The sequence below is a fragment of the Alphaproteobacteria bacterium genome, assembly GCA_030739735.1.
Lineage (GTDB): Bacteria > Pseudomonadota > Alphaproteobacteria > UBA7887 > UBA7887 > UBA7887.
This window is the reverse complement of record JASLYQ010000007.1, coordinates 67,355-83,527: the sequence shown is the minus strand read 5'-3', so window position 1 is coordinate 83,527 and position 16,173 is coordinate 67,355. Positions and strand designations below refer to the sequence as shown.

General features: G+C 63.0%; 13 protein-coding genes. 8 read left to right on the top strand and 5 right to left on the bottom strand.

Annotation, left to right across the window (positions count from 1 at the left end; all coding sequences use genetic code 11):
- Positions 1 to 49 precede the first annotated feature (49 nt).
- From QF629_05485 to QF629_05475, 3 genes are read left to right on the top strand one after another with little or no spacing between them, the layout of a single operon-like run.
- Positions 50 to 520 (top strand): peroxiredoxin, encoded by a 471-nt coding sequence (locus tag QF629_05485; GenBank protein MDP6012984.1) that lies wholly within the window; start codon positions 50 to 52, stop codon positions 518 to 520.
- Positions 517 to 1,290 (top strand): ferritin-like domain-containing protein, encoded by a 774-nt coding sequence (locus tag QF629_05480; protein ID MDP6012983.1) that lies wholly within the window; start codon positions 517 to 519, stop codon positions 1,288 to 1,290. Before QF629_05485 ends, QF629_05480 begins: the two co-directional genes overlap by 4 nt.
- A gap of 59 nt (positions 1,291 to 1,349) precedes the next feature.
- Entirely contained in the window at positions 1,350 to 1,670 is a 321-nt protein-coding gene (locus QF629_05475; GenBank protein MDP6012982.1) for a hypothetical protein, read from the top strand.
- Here QF629_05475 and prfB read toward each other — a convergent pair.
- The 3 genes from prfB to QF629_05460 all read right to left on the bottom strand — a co-directional run bounded on the left by prfB (position 1,667) and on the right by QF629_05460 (position 6,560).
- A protein-coding gene (gene prfB / locus QF629_05470; GenBank protein MDP6012981.1) for a peptide chain release factor 2 occupies positions 1,667 to 2,777 on the bottom strand; the annotation gives its coding sequence in 2 pieces (ribosomal slippage) (positions 1,667 to 2,707 and positions 2,709 to 2,777; 1,110 coding nt in all). The two genes, QF629_05475 and prfB, sit on opposite strands and share 4 nt — an antisense overlap.
- Before the next feature lie 41 nt (positions 2,778 to 2,818).
- Positions 2,819 to 5,272, bottom strand: a complete 2,454-nt coding sequence (locus tag QF629_05465) for a penicillin-binding protein 1A (GenBank protein MDP6012980.1) — start codon at positions 5,270 to 5,272, stop codon at positions 2,819 to 2,821.
- Positions 5,273 to 5,342: 70 nt separating this feature from the next.
- Positions 5,343 to 6,560: an N-acetylmuramoyl-L-alanine amidase gene (locus QF629_05460; GenBank protein MDP6012979.1), complete on the bottom strand. Its 1,218-nt coding sequence runs from the start codon at positions 6,558 to 6,560 to the stop codon at positions 5,343 to 5,345.
- 545 nt (positions 6,561 to 7,105) lie between these two features.
- Here QF629_05460 and QF629_05455 point away from each other — a divergent pair.
- Positions 7,106 to 9,358, top strand: a complete 2,253-nt coding sequence (locus QF629_05455) for a ribonuclease E/G (GenBank protein ID MDP6012978.1) — start codon at positions 7,106 to 7,108, stop codon at positions 9,356 to 9,358.
- A gap of 1 nt (position 9,359) precedes the next feature.
- Here the strand turns inward: QF629_05455 and QF629_05450 are convergent, their stop codons facing one another.
- Positions 9,360 to 10,523 (bottom strand): aminotransferase class I/II-fold pyridoxal phosphate-dependent enzyme, encoded by a 1,164-nt coding sequence (locus QF629_05450; GenBank protein ID MDP6012977.1) that lies wholly within the window; start codon positions 10,521 to 10,523, stop codon positions 9,360 to 9,362.
- Positions 10,520 to 11,632: a gamma-glutamyltransferase gene (locus QF629_05445; GenBank protein MDP6012976.1), complete on the bottom strand. Its 1,113-nt coding sequence runs from the start codon at positions 11,630 to 11,632 to the stop codon at positions 10,520 to 10,522. The genes QF629_05450 and QF629_05445 overlap by 4 nt, the downstream gene beginning before the upstream one ends.
- A gap of 106 nt (positions 11,633 to 11,738) precedes the next feature.
- On the opposite strand from QF629_05445, the gene QF629_05440 reads away from it, so the two are divergent.
- The 4 genes from QF629_05440 to QF629_05425 all read left to right on the top strand — a co-directional run bounded on the left by QF629_05440 (position 11,739) and on the right by QF629_05425 (position 16,023).
- Entirely contained in the window at positions 11,739 to 13,115 is a 1,377-nt protein-coding gene (locus QF629_05440; GenBank protein MDP6012975.1) for a M48 family metalloprotease, read from the top strand.
- Positions 13,116 to 13,230: 115 nt separating this feature from the next.
- On the top strand, positions 13,231 to 13,989 hold the full coding sequence (locus tag QF629_05435; protein MDP6012974.1) for a DsbA family protein: 759 nt from the start codon (positions 13,231 to 13,233) through the stop codon (positions 13,987 to 13,989).
- Positions 13,990 to 14,014: 25 nt separating this feature from the next.
- Positions 14,015 to 15,550, top strand: a complete 1,536-nt coding sequence (locus QF629_05430; protein MDP6012973.1) for a S41 family peptidase — start codon at positions 14,015 to 14,017, stop codon at positions 15,548 to 15,550.
- Positions 15,551 to 15,702: 152 nt separating this feature from the next.
- A complete protein-coding gene (locus QF629_05425; protein MDP6012972.1) occupies positions 15,703 to 16,023 on the top strand; it encodes a hypothetical protein in 321 nt (106 codons plus the stop codon).
- Positions 16,024 to 16,173: the final 150 nt, after the last annotated feature.

Here is a 16,173-nt window from a genome sequence, read left to right as displayed (position 1 = left end):
TTATCGAGGCCGCGGCAGCGACGCAAAGAAAAAACTAGGAGGAGATGCGATGAGTGACAAGGTTTCTGTGGGCGACGAGGCGCCGGAATTCGCCCTGCCGGCATCCGGCAGCGAGGACATCTCGCTGGCCTATTTTAAGGGTAAGACACTGGTGCTCTACTTCTATCCGAAAGACGACACTGCGGGCTGCACTAAGGAGGCGATCGCCTTTACCGAGCATGTCGGTGCGTTCGAGGCCGCAGGTGTCAGTGTCATCGGCGCATCCAAGGATTCGGTGAGCAATCACGACAAGTTTATCGCCAAGCACGATCTTGGCGTGCGACTCATCTCGGACGAGGACGGCACACTCTGCGAGGACTATGGTGTCTGGGTACAGAAAAGCATGTACGGGCGGAAATATATGGGCATCGAACGCTCCACCTTCGTCATCGATGGCAATGGTATCATTCGCGCCGCCTGGCGCAAGGTAAAGATGCCCGGGCATGTCGAAGAGGTACTGGCAGCGGTCCGGGATCTGTGAGCCTCACCGCTGCCGCCTGCGCCGTTCTGCGAGCCGCGGCGCCGGCTGAGAAATGCGCGCTGGCCGCGGCTCTGGCGAAGGACTGGGCACACGGCGACATTGCCGAGATCGGCGGCGCCCAACCGCCGGACAAGCCGGCCCGGCCCACCCGGCCACAACTGGTGGCACCTCGCCAGGTGAAGAAGCGCCGCCGCCACGGCCGTGGGCGTTTTGTGCTGCTGCACGCCATCGCCCATATCGAACTCAACGCCATCGACCTAGCGGCGGATATGCTGGCCCGCTTTGCACCGCTCGGCCCACCCACCTTCTGCGACGACTGGGTGCGAGTGACCGCCGAAGAAGCGAAGCATTTCGGTCTGCTGAGCGAGAGACTTCTGGCGCTCGGTGGCACTTACGGAGACTTGCCGGCCCATGACGGACTGTGGCAGGTGGCACGCGCCACTGCCGATGATGTGCTTGCCCGCCTTGCCATCGTTCCGATGGTCCTTGAGGCCCGCGGCCTCGACGTCACCCCCGGGATGATCGATGACCTCAATCACGGAGGCGACGGCGAGAGCGCGACTGTACTACGTCTGATCTACGAGGAAGAGGTGGGTCACGTCGCGGCGGGCAGCCGCTGGTTCCGGCATTTCTGCGCCGCGCGCGGCCTAGATGCAGAAACCCATTGGCGCACCCTGGTCGCAGAACGCTTCATGGGCGAAGTAAAGCCGCCCTTTAACACAGAAGCCCGTGCCCGCGCCGGTATGCGACCGGATTTTTATACCTTGTAGGCGTATTCCTTGCCGGCCTCGCGCTTGCAGCCAAGGCATTATAGGCAATGTCGTTGTAGATGTGTGACCCGGCGCCGGTTATCGGCGCGCGCCAGTTGCATACCTGGCACGGCCCGGTCCCCAGCCCCGCGGGCCGCTGGGACTCGACCGTCGACAACGAACTCAGTAGCGGGAGAGTGCCCGCCGCCACAGCCGTACAGATGGGGAACCAGGAAGTAATGAGCACGCGACAGGCGCGTCCAGAAATCACCGTGCGTATCGAGAATATCTCGCCACCCGGCACCCTGATCTTCTCGGACGACAGCGGCCAGGCCGCCGCCGACCGAGGACCTGCGGGTCACGGTACGCGCCGCCAACTAAGCCCTCAGGGCTCAGTCTAGTCGCGGCGGTTACCGACCTGGGCAGCCAGCGCCGCACCGATGAACTGGTCGATATCACCGTCAAGCACGGCACCTGTATTGCTCGTCTCAACGTTGGTGCGCAGGTCCTTAACCATCTGATAGGGCTGCAGCACGTAAGACCGAATTTGATGGCCGAAGCCTATCTCCGACTTCTCAGCCTCCTGTGACTGCTGCTCCTCGGTACGCTTTTGCAGCTCGCGCTCGTAGAGCCTCGCCCGCAGCATGTTCATCGCCGCCGAGCGGTTCTTGTGCTGGGAGCGCTGGTTCTGGCACTGCACGACAATACCGCTTGGGATATGTGTGATACGGATCGCCGAATCTGTCTTATTGACGTGCTGTCCGCCGGCGCCAGAAGCGCGATAAGTATCAACCCGCAAGTCCTTATCTGCCAGCTCTATGTCAATCGATTCGTCGACCACCGGATAAACCCAGACACTGGCAAAGCTGGTGTGGCGCCTCGACGAAGCATCAAAAGGTGAGATGCGCACCAGACGGTGCACACCACTTTCTGTGTGTAGCCAACCATAAGCGTTCTCACCACTTACCTTGACTGAGGCACGCTTAATGCCCGCCTCTTCGCCGGGCGCCTCCTCGATGAACTCGACCTTGCGGCCGTGCGCCTCAGCCCAACGCACATACATACGCAGCAGCATCTCGGCCCAGTCTTGACTCTCTGTGCCACCGGCGCCGGCATGAATTTCGAGGAAGGCGTCGTTGCCGTCAGCTTCGCCAGAGAGCAGGGTCTCGAGCTCAATCTCACCCGCGCGTGCCCGCAGATTTTGGAGGGCTAATGCGGCCTCCTCGACCAAGGCCTTGTCGTCTTCGGCTTCGGCCAGCTCGACGAGCTCCCGGTTGTCGGCGAGCTCCTGCTGAATCTCCGCGTAGCCGGCCAGCGCCCGCTCGAGGCGGTTGCGGTTGCGCATCAGGGCCTGAGCCTGGCGCGGATCGTCCCAAAGCGAAGGGTCTTCGGCGCGTGCGTTCAGCACCTCCAGCTTACGCTGCGATTCCTCAGGGTCAAAGATGCCTCCTCAGCAGCGCCAACGACTTCGCTATGTCGTCGACAATCGCTTGAATTTCCGCGCGCATATCGGCTTTTCCTCACTCGTGTCCAAGGTTGGAAGATAGCCTCAGTAGAGGCCGCTGTCGAACGCCTCTCTGGGCCCGCCACCACCCATGACACCACCCGCGGCGGCGGCCGCAACAGCGGTAGTCGGTTCGCTGCCCGGACGAAAGGCCTCGATGAGCACCCGCTTGCTGTCCGGATTCGGCAAAAGGCCCGTATCGGCGTCGATGCGCACCATGCGCACGCCACTCGGAATACGGAATGGCACCGGCGGCTTATCTTCCACGGCCTCAGCTAGGAAGGATTTGAAAATCGGAGCCGCCACATTGGAGCCAGTTTGGCGTGAGCCGAGGGTCCGAGGCGTGTCGAAGCCGACATAGGTTCCCACCGCAAGGTCGGGGGAGAAGCCGACGAACCAAGTGTCGAAGTTTTCGTTGGTAGTGCCCGTCTTGCCCGCGAGCGGACGGCCGAGGCTGGCGATGCGCCGGCCCGTGCCGCGGTCAACGACACCCTTGAGGATCCAGGTTATCTGGAAGGCGGTCGCAGGATCCGTCACAGGCTCGCGCAAATCCGGAAGGAAAGGCGGCCGGTCTTCCGAGAGCGCCTCGATGCAACCATCGCAGGCGCGCTTGTCACGGCGAAAGACGGTCCTGCCGTAACGGTCTTGGATGCGCTCAATAATAGCCGGGTGGATGCGCCTACCGCCATTAACCAGCATGGCATAGGCCGAGGTGATATCCATCAATGTGGTCTCGCCGGCTCCCAGCGCCATTGATAGCACTGGTGGGAAACTGCCAATGCCGAAACGCTTGCCGATCTCCACCACTTTGTCCATACCGACCTGATTGGCCAGTCGCACGGTCATCAGGTTGCGCGAATTCTCCACGCCGAGACGCAGCGTCGAGGGGCCATAGAACTCATTCGAGTAGTTCTTCGGCTTCCACTTGGGCAGGCCGGGTCCCTGGTCAATGACGATGGGCGCATCAAGGATGATATCGGCCGGCGTGAAACCGTTCTCCAATGCCGCCAGGTAAACGAAGGGCTTGAAGGCCGAGCCCGGCTGGCGCTGCCCCTGAGTGGCGCGGTTAAACTGACTGTTGTCGAAGCTCCAACCCCCGGCCATGGCCAACACGCGCCCGGAATGGGGATCAATGGCGACGATGGCGCCGCCCACGTCAGGCACCTGCCGCAACGCATAGTCCGCAGGCCCGGGCCCTTGCTCAACTTCCAGCTCTTCGGGCTCTACGGCTCCTTCCCGTTCTTCAACCCACAGCGCTTCGACGGCAACGACGTCGCCGATCGCCAGCACGTCCTCCGGCCGCTTGGGCTCGGGGCCGACTTGTTGCTTCTCCTGCCAGGGTCGGGCCCAGCTCATATCGGCGAAGGCGATAACTCCTACCGCTCCGTTATCGAGTCCGATGACCACCTCGGTCGCGCTCACCTCACGTACCAGAGCCAGACGCCAAGGTGCCAACCCAGCTGGCCGGGGAACCGTTGCCAGGGCCTCGGCCCAACCCGACTTAGCATCGATCTCGAGCCGAACAATAGGCCCGCGCCAGCCGTGGCGGCGATCGTAGTCGACAAGGCCCTGGCGCAAGGATCGCTCGGCAATGTCCTGCAGCCGCGGGTCCATAGTCGAGCGTACTGAGAAACCACCTTCGTAGAGCACGTTCTCGCCATAGCGCTCAACCAGCTCGCGGCGCACCTCCTCAGCAAAATAAGGCGCATAGACGCTGCGTACCGGATCGCGCGGGAATATCTCGACCGGTCCCGCGCTCGCCTCTTCAACTTGCTCGGCTGTGATATAGCCCTCTTCGTACATGCGCCCGAGCACGTAGTTACGGCGGATGCGCGCCGCTTCCGGCTTGCGGACGGGATGGTAGTTGTTGGGCGCCTTGGGCAAGGCGGCGAGATAGGCCATCTCGGCCAACGTCAGTTCATCCAGCGATTTGTCGAAATAGGCAATCGCTGCCGCCGCCACGCCATAGGCACGGCGACCGAGGAAGATCTCGTTGAGGTAGAGTTCGAGGATGCGCTGTTTGCTCAGCACACGCTCGATGCGCAGCGCCAGCAGCGCCTCGCGAATCTTGCGCTCGATCGACACTTCGTTGGTCAGTAGGAAGTTCTTCGCCACTTGCTGAGTGATAGTCGAAGCGCCGATCAGGCGCTTGTTCTCGGCCACGTTGCGCAGGTTCTGCACAACCGCACGAGCGATACCGAGGACGTCGACGCCCGGATGCTTATAAAAGTTTTGGTCCTCGGCGGCGATGAAGGCCTCAACCAGCAGCGCCGGCATAGCGTCAATGGGGACGAAGACGCGCTTCTCAGCGGCGAACTCCGCGAGCAGGCGGCCGTCACCCGCATGTACACGCGTCAGGGTCGGCGGATAGTAGTCGGCGAGCTGGGCGTGCGCCGGCAGATTCCAGCCATAACGGTAGACGGCATAGCCCGCCACGCCACCCGCGAGAACCACGCCGAGCAGCCCGAGGCAAAACAAAATACCGATTGTGCGCAACATCGGTTCCCTCCAGCCGCTACAAGATAGATGCGGATTGTGACCGCACCAAGGCGCCCGCGAAAGGGTCTACTTACCTGGCTGTGATGCGAGTCGCGAAGTGCCGATCGATAGCGCCGACGATGGCCGCGATCAACGGCAGGCGGGCCGCAGCATCGGCCAGCATGGCCTCGTCCTCGGCATTCGAGAGAAAACCCAGCTCGATCAACACCGAGGGCACGTCAGGCGCCTTGAGAACCGCGAAACCAGCCTGGCGATGGGGCCGGCTGAGCGAGGGCAGGCCGGCGCGACGCAAGGCTTCAACCATGCGATCGGCAATCTCCAGCGAGCGGTTGTTGGTTTCGCGCTGGGTCAGGTCAACCAGGATGGTATTGACCACTGGCGAGTACTCGGCGAGGTCGACTCCGGCTATAATATCGGCCTTGTTCTCCTTGGCCGCCAGAGCCTCCGCCTCGGAATCCGATGCCCTCTTCGACAGGGTGTAGACGTGGCTACCGCGCACTGCCGCGTTGGCTATCGAGTCCGCATGCAAGGATAGAAACAGATCAGCACTCGCGTGTCGCGCCATGGCGAAGCGCCGGCGCAGACGCAGAAAGACGTCGGTGTCGCGGGTCAGCACCACGTGATACCGTCCGCCCGCTCGCAAGCGCTCGGCGAGCTGGCGGGCCGCCGCCAGGGCGATCGTCTTTTCGTAGATGCCAGTTGCGCCGATGGCGCCCGGATCAACCCCGCCATGACCGGCATCGATGATGATGACCGGCTTACCACCGTGCCGCTCCGGCACCGCTGCGATGGGCGGAACGATTTCGGCCGGCTGCGCTATCGGCGCGGGCAACGGCCGTACGTTTTGCGCGAAACTCGCCACATCTGTAGCTTCGAGGTCGAGCACGAAGCGATAAGGCTTGCCGTCGGCTGGCGGCAGGACGAACGCAGCCTTAACACGTGCCGGGCCGGCAAGATCGAGCACCACCCGCGAGGTGCCCGGTGCGAACAGGCCGAAGCGCATAGCCTGAACCAGGCCGACCGACTTGCCACCCATGGGATCGCGGGTCAGGGAAAAACTGAGTTCGGGAAAATCAATGACTAGGCGTCGCGGCCGACTAAGCGCAAAAAACAAAAAATCAACCTCGGCCGACATCTCCATCACCAGGCGAGTGTGGACAGGGTGCTCCCAGGCCCGCACCATGGTGACATCGGGCGCCGCGGAAACGGCCGTGCCGAGACCGGCGCTGGCTAAAGCCAGCGCAGCCATGGCCAGCATGTGCGCGCGCCGTGAAAGTTTTTCGACCATCTTTCCAAAGGTACCTGTCACGTTGCCATGATATCATAGATAGTATGTTTGTCGTGGATTTTCTTACCCTTAAGATAAGTGTATTAATGTTGAACATAAGAAAATGATGGCGTCCCGCATTCTTCCATTGTTCGACCCGGGTCGGATCGCCTATGATCCGTTTCGCATCGGTGCCGCATATTCGCCGCCGGGCGTCGGGGTTGCCCACCACGTGCCACCGTTTTCTGGCAGCACGACTTGGCAGGCGAGCCCCGCTCACGAATCGACCGAGCGTCGCGACCGTGTCCACTGCGGGATATCGGGCGCGTGCCCGGTCTAAGGAGTTTTGGAGTGGTGTCAAAGAACCCGAACAGGAAAGCCGTGAACTGCCCAGAGGCAAAGCCAAGCTGTGGCTAACCTCCCAAGCGCAGCGTTGCACTGCGATCCAGCGCGGGCCATTTTCGGCCGCCACCCTCAGCAACACCCAAACACTGTCAGCGCGCGCTTACAGCGCCTCTGCCGGCTTGCCGGCCAGGCCCCGCGCGCGCCACGAGGAACCAGTCTTAATGACCAAACGCATGCTCATAGACGCTACCCACCGGGAAGAGACCCGGGTGGTTGTGGTGGATGGCACCAAGCTTGACGAATTTGATTTCGAGACGACCACCAAGCACCGGCTGAAAGGCAATATCTATCTTGCGAAAGTCACCCGGGTCGAGCCGTCGCTGCAAGCGGCGTTCGTCGACTATGGTGGTAATCGCCACGGCTTTCTGGCCTTCAGCGAGATCCATCCGGATTACTACCAGATTCCCGTTTCCGACCGCGAAGCGCTCATCAAGCAGCAGCGCCAGGAGGCCGAGTCGGCCGGCAACGGCGAGGCCGATACCGACGAAAGCCCCAATGATATAGAAACCGTCAGCGGCGCCGAGGAAGACGAGATCCAGATCCGCCCATCGCCGCTGCAACGCTATCGCATTCAGGAAGTCATCAAGCGCCGCCAAATCCTACTGGTCCAGGTGACCAAAGAGGAGCGCGGCAACAAGGGCGCAGCGCTGACCACCTATATCTCCCTCGCCGGGCGCTATTGCGTGCTCATGCCCAACACGACGCGCGGCGGCGGCATCAGTCGCAAGATCCAGTCGGGAGAGGCGCGCAAACGCTTGCGCTCGGTAGTGGTCTCGCTTGACCTCCCCGAAGGCATGGCGGTCATCCTACGCACCGCCGGGCAAGAGCGCACCAAGGCGGAGATTCGCCGTGACTACGACTATCTGTACAAGCTTTGGGACCATATCCGCTCGACAACGCTGGAATCGACGGCGCCAGCGCTGATCCACGAGGAGGCAAACCTGATCCGTCGCTCGATCCGTGATCTTTACGGCGCCAAGATCGAGGAGGTATTGGTCGAGGGCGACGAGGGCTATCGCATCGCCAAGAATTTCATGCGCACGCTAATGCCGAGCCACGCGAAGCGCGTCCAACCCTATCGCGAGAACCTGCCACTGTTCACGCGTTACCAGATCGATAGCCAACTTGACACTATGCACTCCGCCACCGTGCAGCTGCACTCGGGCGGCTATATCGTCATCGACGCAACCGAGGCACTGGTTGCCATCGACGTCAACTCGGGCCGCGCCACGCGCGAGCGCAGTATTGAGGAGACAGCCACCGTCACTAACCTCGAGGCCGCCGGCGATATCGCCCGCCAGCTGCGCCTGCGGGATCTAGCCGGCTTGATCGTCATCGACTTCATCGACATGGACGAGAACCGCAATATCCGGGCAGTTGAGAAGCGCCTAAAGGAAGCGGTGCAGTCTGACCGCGCGCGCATCCGCATGGGCCGCATTTCGAGCTTCGGCCTGCTCGAATTATCGCGCCAGCGCCTGCGCCCAAGCCTGCAGGAAGCGAGTTCGACTGTTTGCGCCCACTGCGCCGGCAGCGGCCATGTGCGCTCGGTAGAATCCACAGCGCTGCATGCCTTGCGGGTGATTGAGGAGGAGGGTGTACGTGGGAACGCTAGCGCGATTTCCGCAACTATGCCGTCTGTGATCGCGCTCTATCTAGCTAACAATAAGCGCAGCACTTTGGCACAGATCGAAGAGCGTTACGGCATGACGATCACCATCGATACCGACGACAGCCCGGCGCCACCGGAGTGTACTGTACAGACCCTGGAGGCCAAGTCGGAGGCAAAACCGCTGGTCGAGCCATTGTCCAGAACGGACGAGGGGCACGCAGCCGAAGGCGTCAAAAGGGAACGCGGCGGGCAGCGGCGCCGTCACGCCAAGGCCGCCACCGAAAAGGAGCCCACCGGCGAGACGATGGCGGAGGCGAGTGTGACGACGACCGAAGCCGACGGCGCCGAGGGAGGCACCCACCGGCGTCGCCGCGGTCGCCGTGGTGGCAGACGCCGCGGTCGCGGGCGCAGCGGCGAGGGAGCAGCGATTAAAGTGGCAGATAGCGTCGAGGCCGCCTCGGCTAATGCTGCCGCGGGAAAGCCAGCCGCTGTGCCCGAGACCAAAGGCGAGGCAGAAATTATCAAACCCGCGCGTCGCCGACGCGTACGCAAGAGGAGAGCCCGGGCCCCAGAAGCGGCGGCCGAGGACAAGGCCGCCGCTAAAACCGACGCTGACACGAAAGCGGAGGGGCCAGCCGAGCCCAAGCCACTTCGGGATCGCCGTAAGACGGTCAAGCCCGATGGCCGCGGCACGAGTGCCGATCAGGTGACGTCGAACGGTGACAATTCCCCGGCGCCGGGTCCGGCCGCGGTAATGGACGAGCCCCGCCGCGGCTGGTGGCGGCGTGTTACTGGCGGCGATTGAGTTACCGCCGCCAGGCCACGAGGCGCTCTGCGGCCTCGGCAATATCGTTCGGGGAGCCGGCAAAGGAGAAGCGCAACCAGTCGCCGCCGTGCTGTGTATCGAAGTCGATGCCGGGTGTCGTCGCCACGGCAATCTCTTCCAGCATGCGCGCGGCGAAAACCTGGGAATCCTCGCCGAAGCCCGAGACATCAGCGTAGATATAGAAAGCGCCGTCGGCCGGCGCCAGGCGATCAAAGCCGGCTTCCGGGAGGCGCTCGAACAGAAGCGCTCGATTGGCTGCATATTCTGCGACATAGCCGTCGAGCGCTTGGCAGCAGTCGAAGGCCGTTAACCCCGCATATTGTGGCAAAGCCGCGGGCGAGATGAAGAGGTTCTGCGCCAGCCGGTCAACAGCACTGAGCAGGTCCTCGGGCAACACCATCCAGCCGAGCCGCCAGCCGGTCATGGCAAAATATTTTGAGAAGCTGTTCACCACCACCGCATGCCCAGCCGAGGTCACCGCGCTGGCCGCCTCGCGGCCATAGGTGATGCCGTGATAGATCTCATCCGAAATCAGGCGCACACCGGTACCCTCGCACCAGGCGGCGATGGTCGCCAACTCGCCGGGTGCCAGCATAGTGCCGGTGGGGTTCGACGGGCTTGCCACTACCAGCCCGTGCAAAGGCCCGGCGGCTTCGAGCAACTCGATGGTAGGCTGAAAGCGATGCTCGGCATCACTCGCAAGCGGCACGACCTCTATGCCGAGGGCGGTGAGAATATTGCGATAGGCGGGATAGCAGGGCTCGGCCAAAGCGACCCGCTGGCCAGCATCAAAAGCGGCGAGAAAGGCCAAGATGAAGGCGCCCGAGGCACCAACCGTCGTCACCACTTGGTCAGGCGCCACTTTGCAGCCATAGCGCTCGCCATAAAATGCCGCGATACGCGCCCTGAGCGCCGGCAGGCCGAGCGCCTCGGTATAGCCAATACGCTCCTCGTCGAGCGCGCGTCGTGCGGCTGCCAGCACTATTTCCGGCGCGCCGCGGCTCGGCTCACCGGTCTCTAGGTGCAACACATGCGCGCCCTCGGCCTCACGCTGGTTGGCGGCACGCAGGACTTCCATGGCGTAGAAGGGCGCAATGCCAGCCCGATCCGCGGCGCGCGCCCATAGCGTCCCCGAATCCGTCATCGGACGGCTCCGGCAGTCGTACAGGCTGCCATCGAAAAGGCGCCAGTCGGGCACAAGATGGCTGCACCATAGCCGAGCGGCGCACCGCCATCCGTGGCCGCCGCCAGCATGCCGGGCAAAGCCGCCTTGGCGCCCCCCGCGGCTATGCCAACGACGATATCGTCGTTGCGTATCAGCATAGGGCCAGCGGCACCCAGCCACGGATCGGCGCTGGGCTCAGCCAGGAATACGCCCGTGGTCTCGGCCATGCGCCCACTGCCAAAGGGCGTGCCCATGCCGAAGGCACAGGCCACCCACAGCCCCTCGGGATCTGCCACCGTCAGACCGACACTGGCCGGCGCTGCAGGCTGGTCGAGGGTGCCCGCGGACTCGACCGTCAGGGTCTGTATCTGGCGGCTCTTCGCCGCGCGCCAGGTCGATCGATAGTCAGCAAGATCACGCCGCTGGAGTGTCATGCCAATGGCCTCCGCCCCACGTGATAAGGCGCCCGCTACGGCGCCCACGTAGAAATCCCCAGCGCCGTTGCGAGCCAGTCGGCCGATGGTGGCCGACAGCTCGAGCTGCGAGATATCGCTGCCCGTGGCCAGGGGCGCGCCCTTGTCGAAAAATATCGCCCGTGCCGAGCGATCGCCGCGCAAGCGCTCTGCCGCCGCCGCCAGATCACCAGTGAGCCCGCCGTCGACCAAGCTGCCGAAGCGTGCCAAGCGCGCCGCGGGACCAATCAGCTGCCACCACTCCAGTCGGCCATATTTGTGCGACAGCATGAAGAGCCCGCGCACGCTCCCTGGCACCATTGCGATGCCCCGCCCCGCCCCGCCCCCGGGCGTGGCAGGCAGAAAATCGAGTAATTGTGTCTCCTCGTTGAAAGAATCGTGCACCAGGCAAGCACCGCCACCGCCGAGTCCGGCCGCCGCCGGATCGACCACGGCTAGAACCATAGCCGCGGCCACAGCGGCATCAGCAGCGGTGCCGTCCAGCGCCAAAATATCGCGGGCAGCGAAGGCCGCACGGGCATCGACGACAGAGATGAGACCCTCCGACCCCACGCCCTGAAAGCCGCCTAAACCGTTATCGGTCGAGCCACCACAGGCGGCCACCACCAAAATCATCAGAAGCACCGTGGCAGGCCAGTGAAATCGACCTATAGTCCCATTCAAGAGTTTTCTTTGACGGGATCGTGCACTAGTTTTGAGCGTCGCTTCTGAAGGAAAGCCCTTGGCATCTCGCATTTTTCCGCTGTTCCTCGTCGCTAGCCTGACATGGTGGGAGTTCGCTCCCGCCGAGGCGAGGGCACAAGGCTTGCCCCTGATCCGCGACTCCGAGATCGAAGATACCATTCGCTCCTGGGCCGATCCACTATTCACCGCCTCACGGCTTGACCCCAGCGCTGTACGCATTCTGATCGTCAACGATGACACCCTTAACGCTTTCGTTGCTGGCGGCCAGAATCTCTTCATCAATACCGGTCTGCTGGTCGCCGCCGACACGCCCGGCCAGGTTATCGGCGTCCTTGCCCACGAGACCGGTCATATCTCGGGCGGACATCTGGCACGCACGGCCGATGCCATGCGTGATGCCCAGACGACGGGGTTATTTGCCACTCTCCTTGGGATAGGCCTAGTGGCTGTCGGCGCCGCAACGGGTGCTGATACGGGCGCAGCCGGCGGCGCCCTGGCTGCCAGCGGGCAGACCACAGCGATGCGCACGTTTCTCGCCTATAGCCGGGCCCAGGAGCGCTCCGCCGACCAGTCGGCCGTGACCCTGCTCGACCGCCAGCACATCTCCTCGCGCGGCATGCTCGACTTCCTCGAAAAGCTTGGCGACCAGGAGCTGCTCGCTGTCTCGCGCCAGGACGCCTATGTGCGCAGCCATCCGCTGACCCGCGATCGCATCGAGTTTATCGCCGAGCATGTGCAGAACTCGATCTGGTCGAACGAGACCGACAGCCCCGCCGATGTGATGCGCCACGAGCGCATGCGCTCCAAGCTGATCGCCTTCATCGAACGGCCGCGGAAGGTCTTAAGGACCTTCTATCCAGAGACCGATACTAGCCTGCCCGCGCGCTATGCCAGGGCCATCGCCTATTACCGCCAGCCTGACCTGTCACGCGCTTTAAGCGAGATCAATACGCTGATCGCCGAGTTGCCCCGGGACCCCTATTTTCACGAGCTCAAGGGGCAGATGCTTTATGAGAACGGGCATGCGGCAGACGCCGTGCCGGCCTATACCGCAGCCGTGGCCTTGCGGCCTGAGGATCCCCTGCTGCTGACTGGTCTGGCCCAAGCACAGCTCGAAAGCGGAGTAGAAAACGCCCTTGGCGTAGCCATCGAGACCCTCGAAACCGCGAGGCGCATCGACAGCGAGAACCCCGCCACTTGGCGCCTGCTCTCGATCGGCTATCACCGGCAGGGGGATTCCGGCGCGGCCTCGCTGGCGGCGGGTGAATATTCGCTGCTCGTCGGCCAGGCCGAAGATGCACGCTTGCACGCCGGACGGGCCGAGCGAAAATACGCTGAAGGCTCGCCTGGCTGGTTGCGTGCGCAGGACATTCATCAGGAGGCGGTGCAACTCATTACCCTGCAAAGGCGCTAACTTCACTTTCCCGTGCTCAACCGAAAAAAATGGCGGAACGGCTTGTTCGCCGCCCGTTTTCCGCCCATCTTAGCCACTGTGAACAAGGCCTGATCCCAACACGACGAGGCAAGACATGAACGAATTCTCGGTACGGCGCGGCCTGATTGCGTCTTGTCTGGCAACGCTTGTGGCGTTGGCTCCAGGGATCACGGCGACCGCAGAAGAGACCCTGAGCGATACCCAGCGTGCCGCTGTGGAAGCGTTGATCGAGCGGTATATCCAGGAGAATCCGGAGCACATACTCGATTCGGTGCGTCAGTATCGGGAACGCGAGGAAACGCGCATCGCCGCCGAGCAACAGTCCAATCTCAGCGACCTGAAGCGCGAAATTCAGTTCGATCCGGCCGCGCCCGTGGCAGGAAATTCAGAGGGCTCAGTGACCATCGTCGAGTTTTTCGACTACCGCTGCGGCTACTGCAAGACCTCGCTTGAAATGGTCATGGATCTGATCCGCGAAGACCCAGACGTCCGTGTCGTCTTCAAAGAGCTGCCGATCCTTAGCCCGGAATCAGTGCGTGCCGCCCAGGCGGCGCTAGCGGCGCAACGTCAGGGACGCTATCTCGATCTGCATTACGCCATGATGGCGTCGCGCGGGCAGTTCGACGACAAGCAGATTTTCGACATCGCCAGCGAGGTCGGCCTCGACCTTCAGCAACTTAAGGCCGACATGGAGTCGCCTGAGATCCTGGCTTTGATCGACACCAATAAATCCCTCGCCGGCGCACTCGGAATTGGCGGCACGCCGACTTTCATCGTCGATGACCAGATTTTTCGGGGCGCCATCGACGCTGCTACCATGCGCAAAGCGATAGCCGAAGCGCGCGCAGGCTAAAGAGCCTACGGCGACGGAGGATGCGATGACGGCGTGTGCTGAGGCTGGCGGTCAGAGACAATGGCGCCTGGGATTGCGGCTCGGCAGCGCCGCGCTCTTGATCCTGCTGGTGACAAGCTGCGATTCCTCGCCGCTGCGTTCGCGCACCTTTAACCTCGGCCACGCCAGCTTCGAGGACGCCGTTGAGAACATGCCCCAGCTGGGACAGATCTCCGCCGCATTCGACAGAAACGTGGTTCCCGTCCCCTCGCCCGGAGAGCGCCTGCGCCAGCTCGACCTGTTCGCGGAGGTTTTTGACATCACCGCCCAAGACTATGTCGATCCCGTGCCGACCGATCGTATCGTGGCCCTGGCTGTGGACAGCTTTGACGAGACGGCACGAGAAATCGCCGAGATAAAAGCCGAAAAACCCTCGGAGGAACGTGCGCCGGTGCCGAAGGACGCCTTGAGCGCCCCGAAACTGATGGCCTCGGCCCTTGGCCGATTTCTCAACGAGCTCGATGCGCATTCGGACTATATGCCGCCGGACCTCTACCGCGAAATGAAGGTGCGTACCCGAGGCGAGTTCGGCGGTATCGGCATCGAGGTGACGATGGAAGAGGGCCTGGTCAAGGTGGTCGCACCCATCGACGGTACGCCCGGTGCCCGCGCCGGCCTGCAGACAGGCGACTTGATCACCCATGTCAACGGCGAGCCCGTGCTCGGCCTGACATTGGCGGAGGCGGTCAAGCGCATGCGTGGGCGCCGCGGCTCAAGCGTCGTACTGAAGATGCGCCGCCCGCCCTCGGAGGAGCCCTTTCAAGTCACCATCATCCGCGACGTCGTGCGCATCCAGGCCGTGCGGGCGCGCGTTGAAGGCAATGTGGGCTATGTCCGCATCACCACTTTCAACGAACGCGCCGAAGAAGCCCTTTACGAGGCCATGGACGACCTCAGGGACGAGCTGAACGAGGACATGCTGGGCGTAGTGCTCGACCTGCGTAACAATCCCGGCGGCCTGCTCGACCAGGCGCTCGCCGTCTCCGATGCCTTCCTCGGCGAAGGCGAGATCGTCTCGACGCGCAGCCGCGATGTGAGCCGCGTGCGGCGCTTTACCGCCGAACGCGGTGATATTAGCGAGGGTAAGCCCGTGGTGGTGCTGATCAACGGCGGCTCCGCATCAGCTTCGGAAATCGTCGCCGGCGCCTTGCAAGACCACGACCGCGCCTTGATTATGGGCAATCGCTCATTCGGAAAGGGATCCGTGCAGACCATCATTCCCGTCTCCGGTGGCGGAGCACTGCGTCTAACCACGGCGCGCTATTACACGCCCGACGGCCGTTCGATCCAGCGCACCGGCATCCGCCCCGACATTCGCGCGGAAAGTGGGGACGACGCGCGTCGCCGTGAGGCGGACCTGGAGAACGCCCTGGAGGGCGGTGTAGAGACCGCGGCGGTAGTCCAGCGCAACATGGCCGAGGTCTGCCCAAACCTGCTGGAGGATGCGGAAGACCCGACCCTCACTTGCGCCCTAGACATCCTCGAGTCCCGCCGCATCTTCGCTGGCCGACTGCAAGAATAGCGCCCGCCAGACAGCACTTGAGGAGCCTCCGGAGACGACGTAGGCTGCAGGGCAACAAGCACGCACCCGGGGGAACGGATGGCTAAAACCACCGGGTGGAGCAGGCGCTGACCAGCATTTTGGCGTTGGATGTCACGAGTTACACACGCCACATGGCCAACGACGGGCCGGCGGCCATCGCAACCATCACTGAATTTCATGCCGTCTTCCGCGGGCATATCGAGAGCAACGGCGAAGACGTCGCCGATTTGGCAGGCGACAGTGTACTTGGGGTCTTCGGTAACGCCAGTGGCACCTCGCGGACGGCAGCCTATGCTCAGACAGCGTTTGCCTGGCGCAATGTGGAATTGCCGAACTCCCCCCACATGCATTTTCTCGTCGATGTCAATCTCGGCAACATACACGAGCATGCCGCCAGCGCGGTCTATGGCGACGGCGTCAATATGGCCGTGTGCCTGGAAGACCTCGCCTGACCGGGCAGACTGATGATATCAGAGCTCGGTTACCAGCAAGTTCGGCAAAACTCTGACACGGCCTTCGCCGTCGGCAGTCGGCAGTCGGCAGTCGGCAGTCGGCAGTCGGCAGTCGGCAGTCGGCAGTCGGCAGTCGGCAGTCGGCACAAG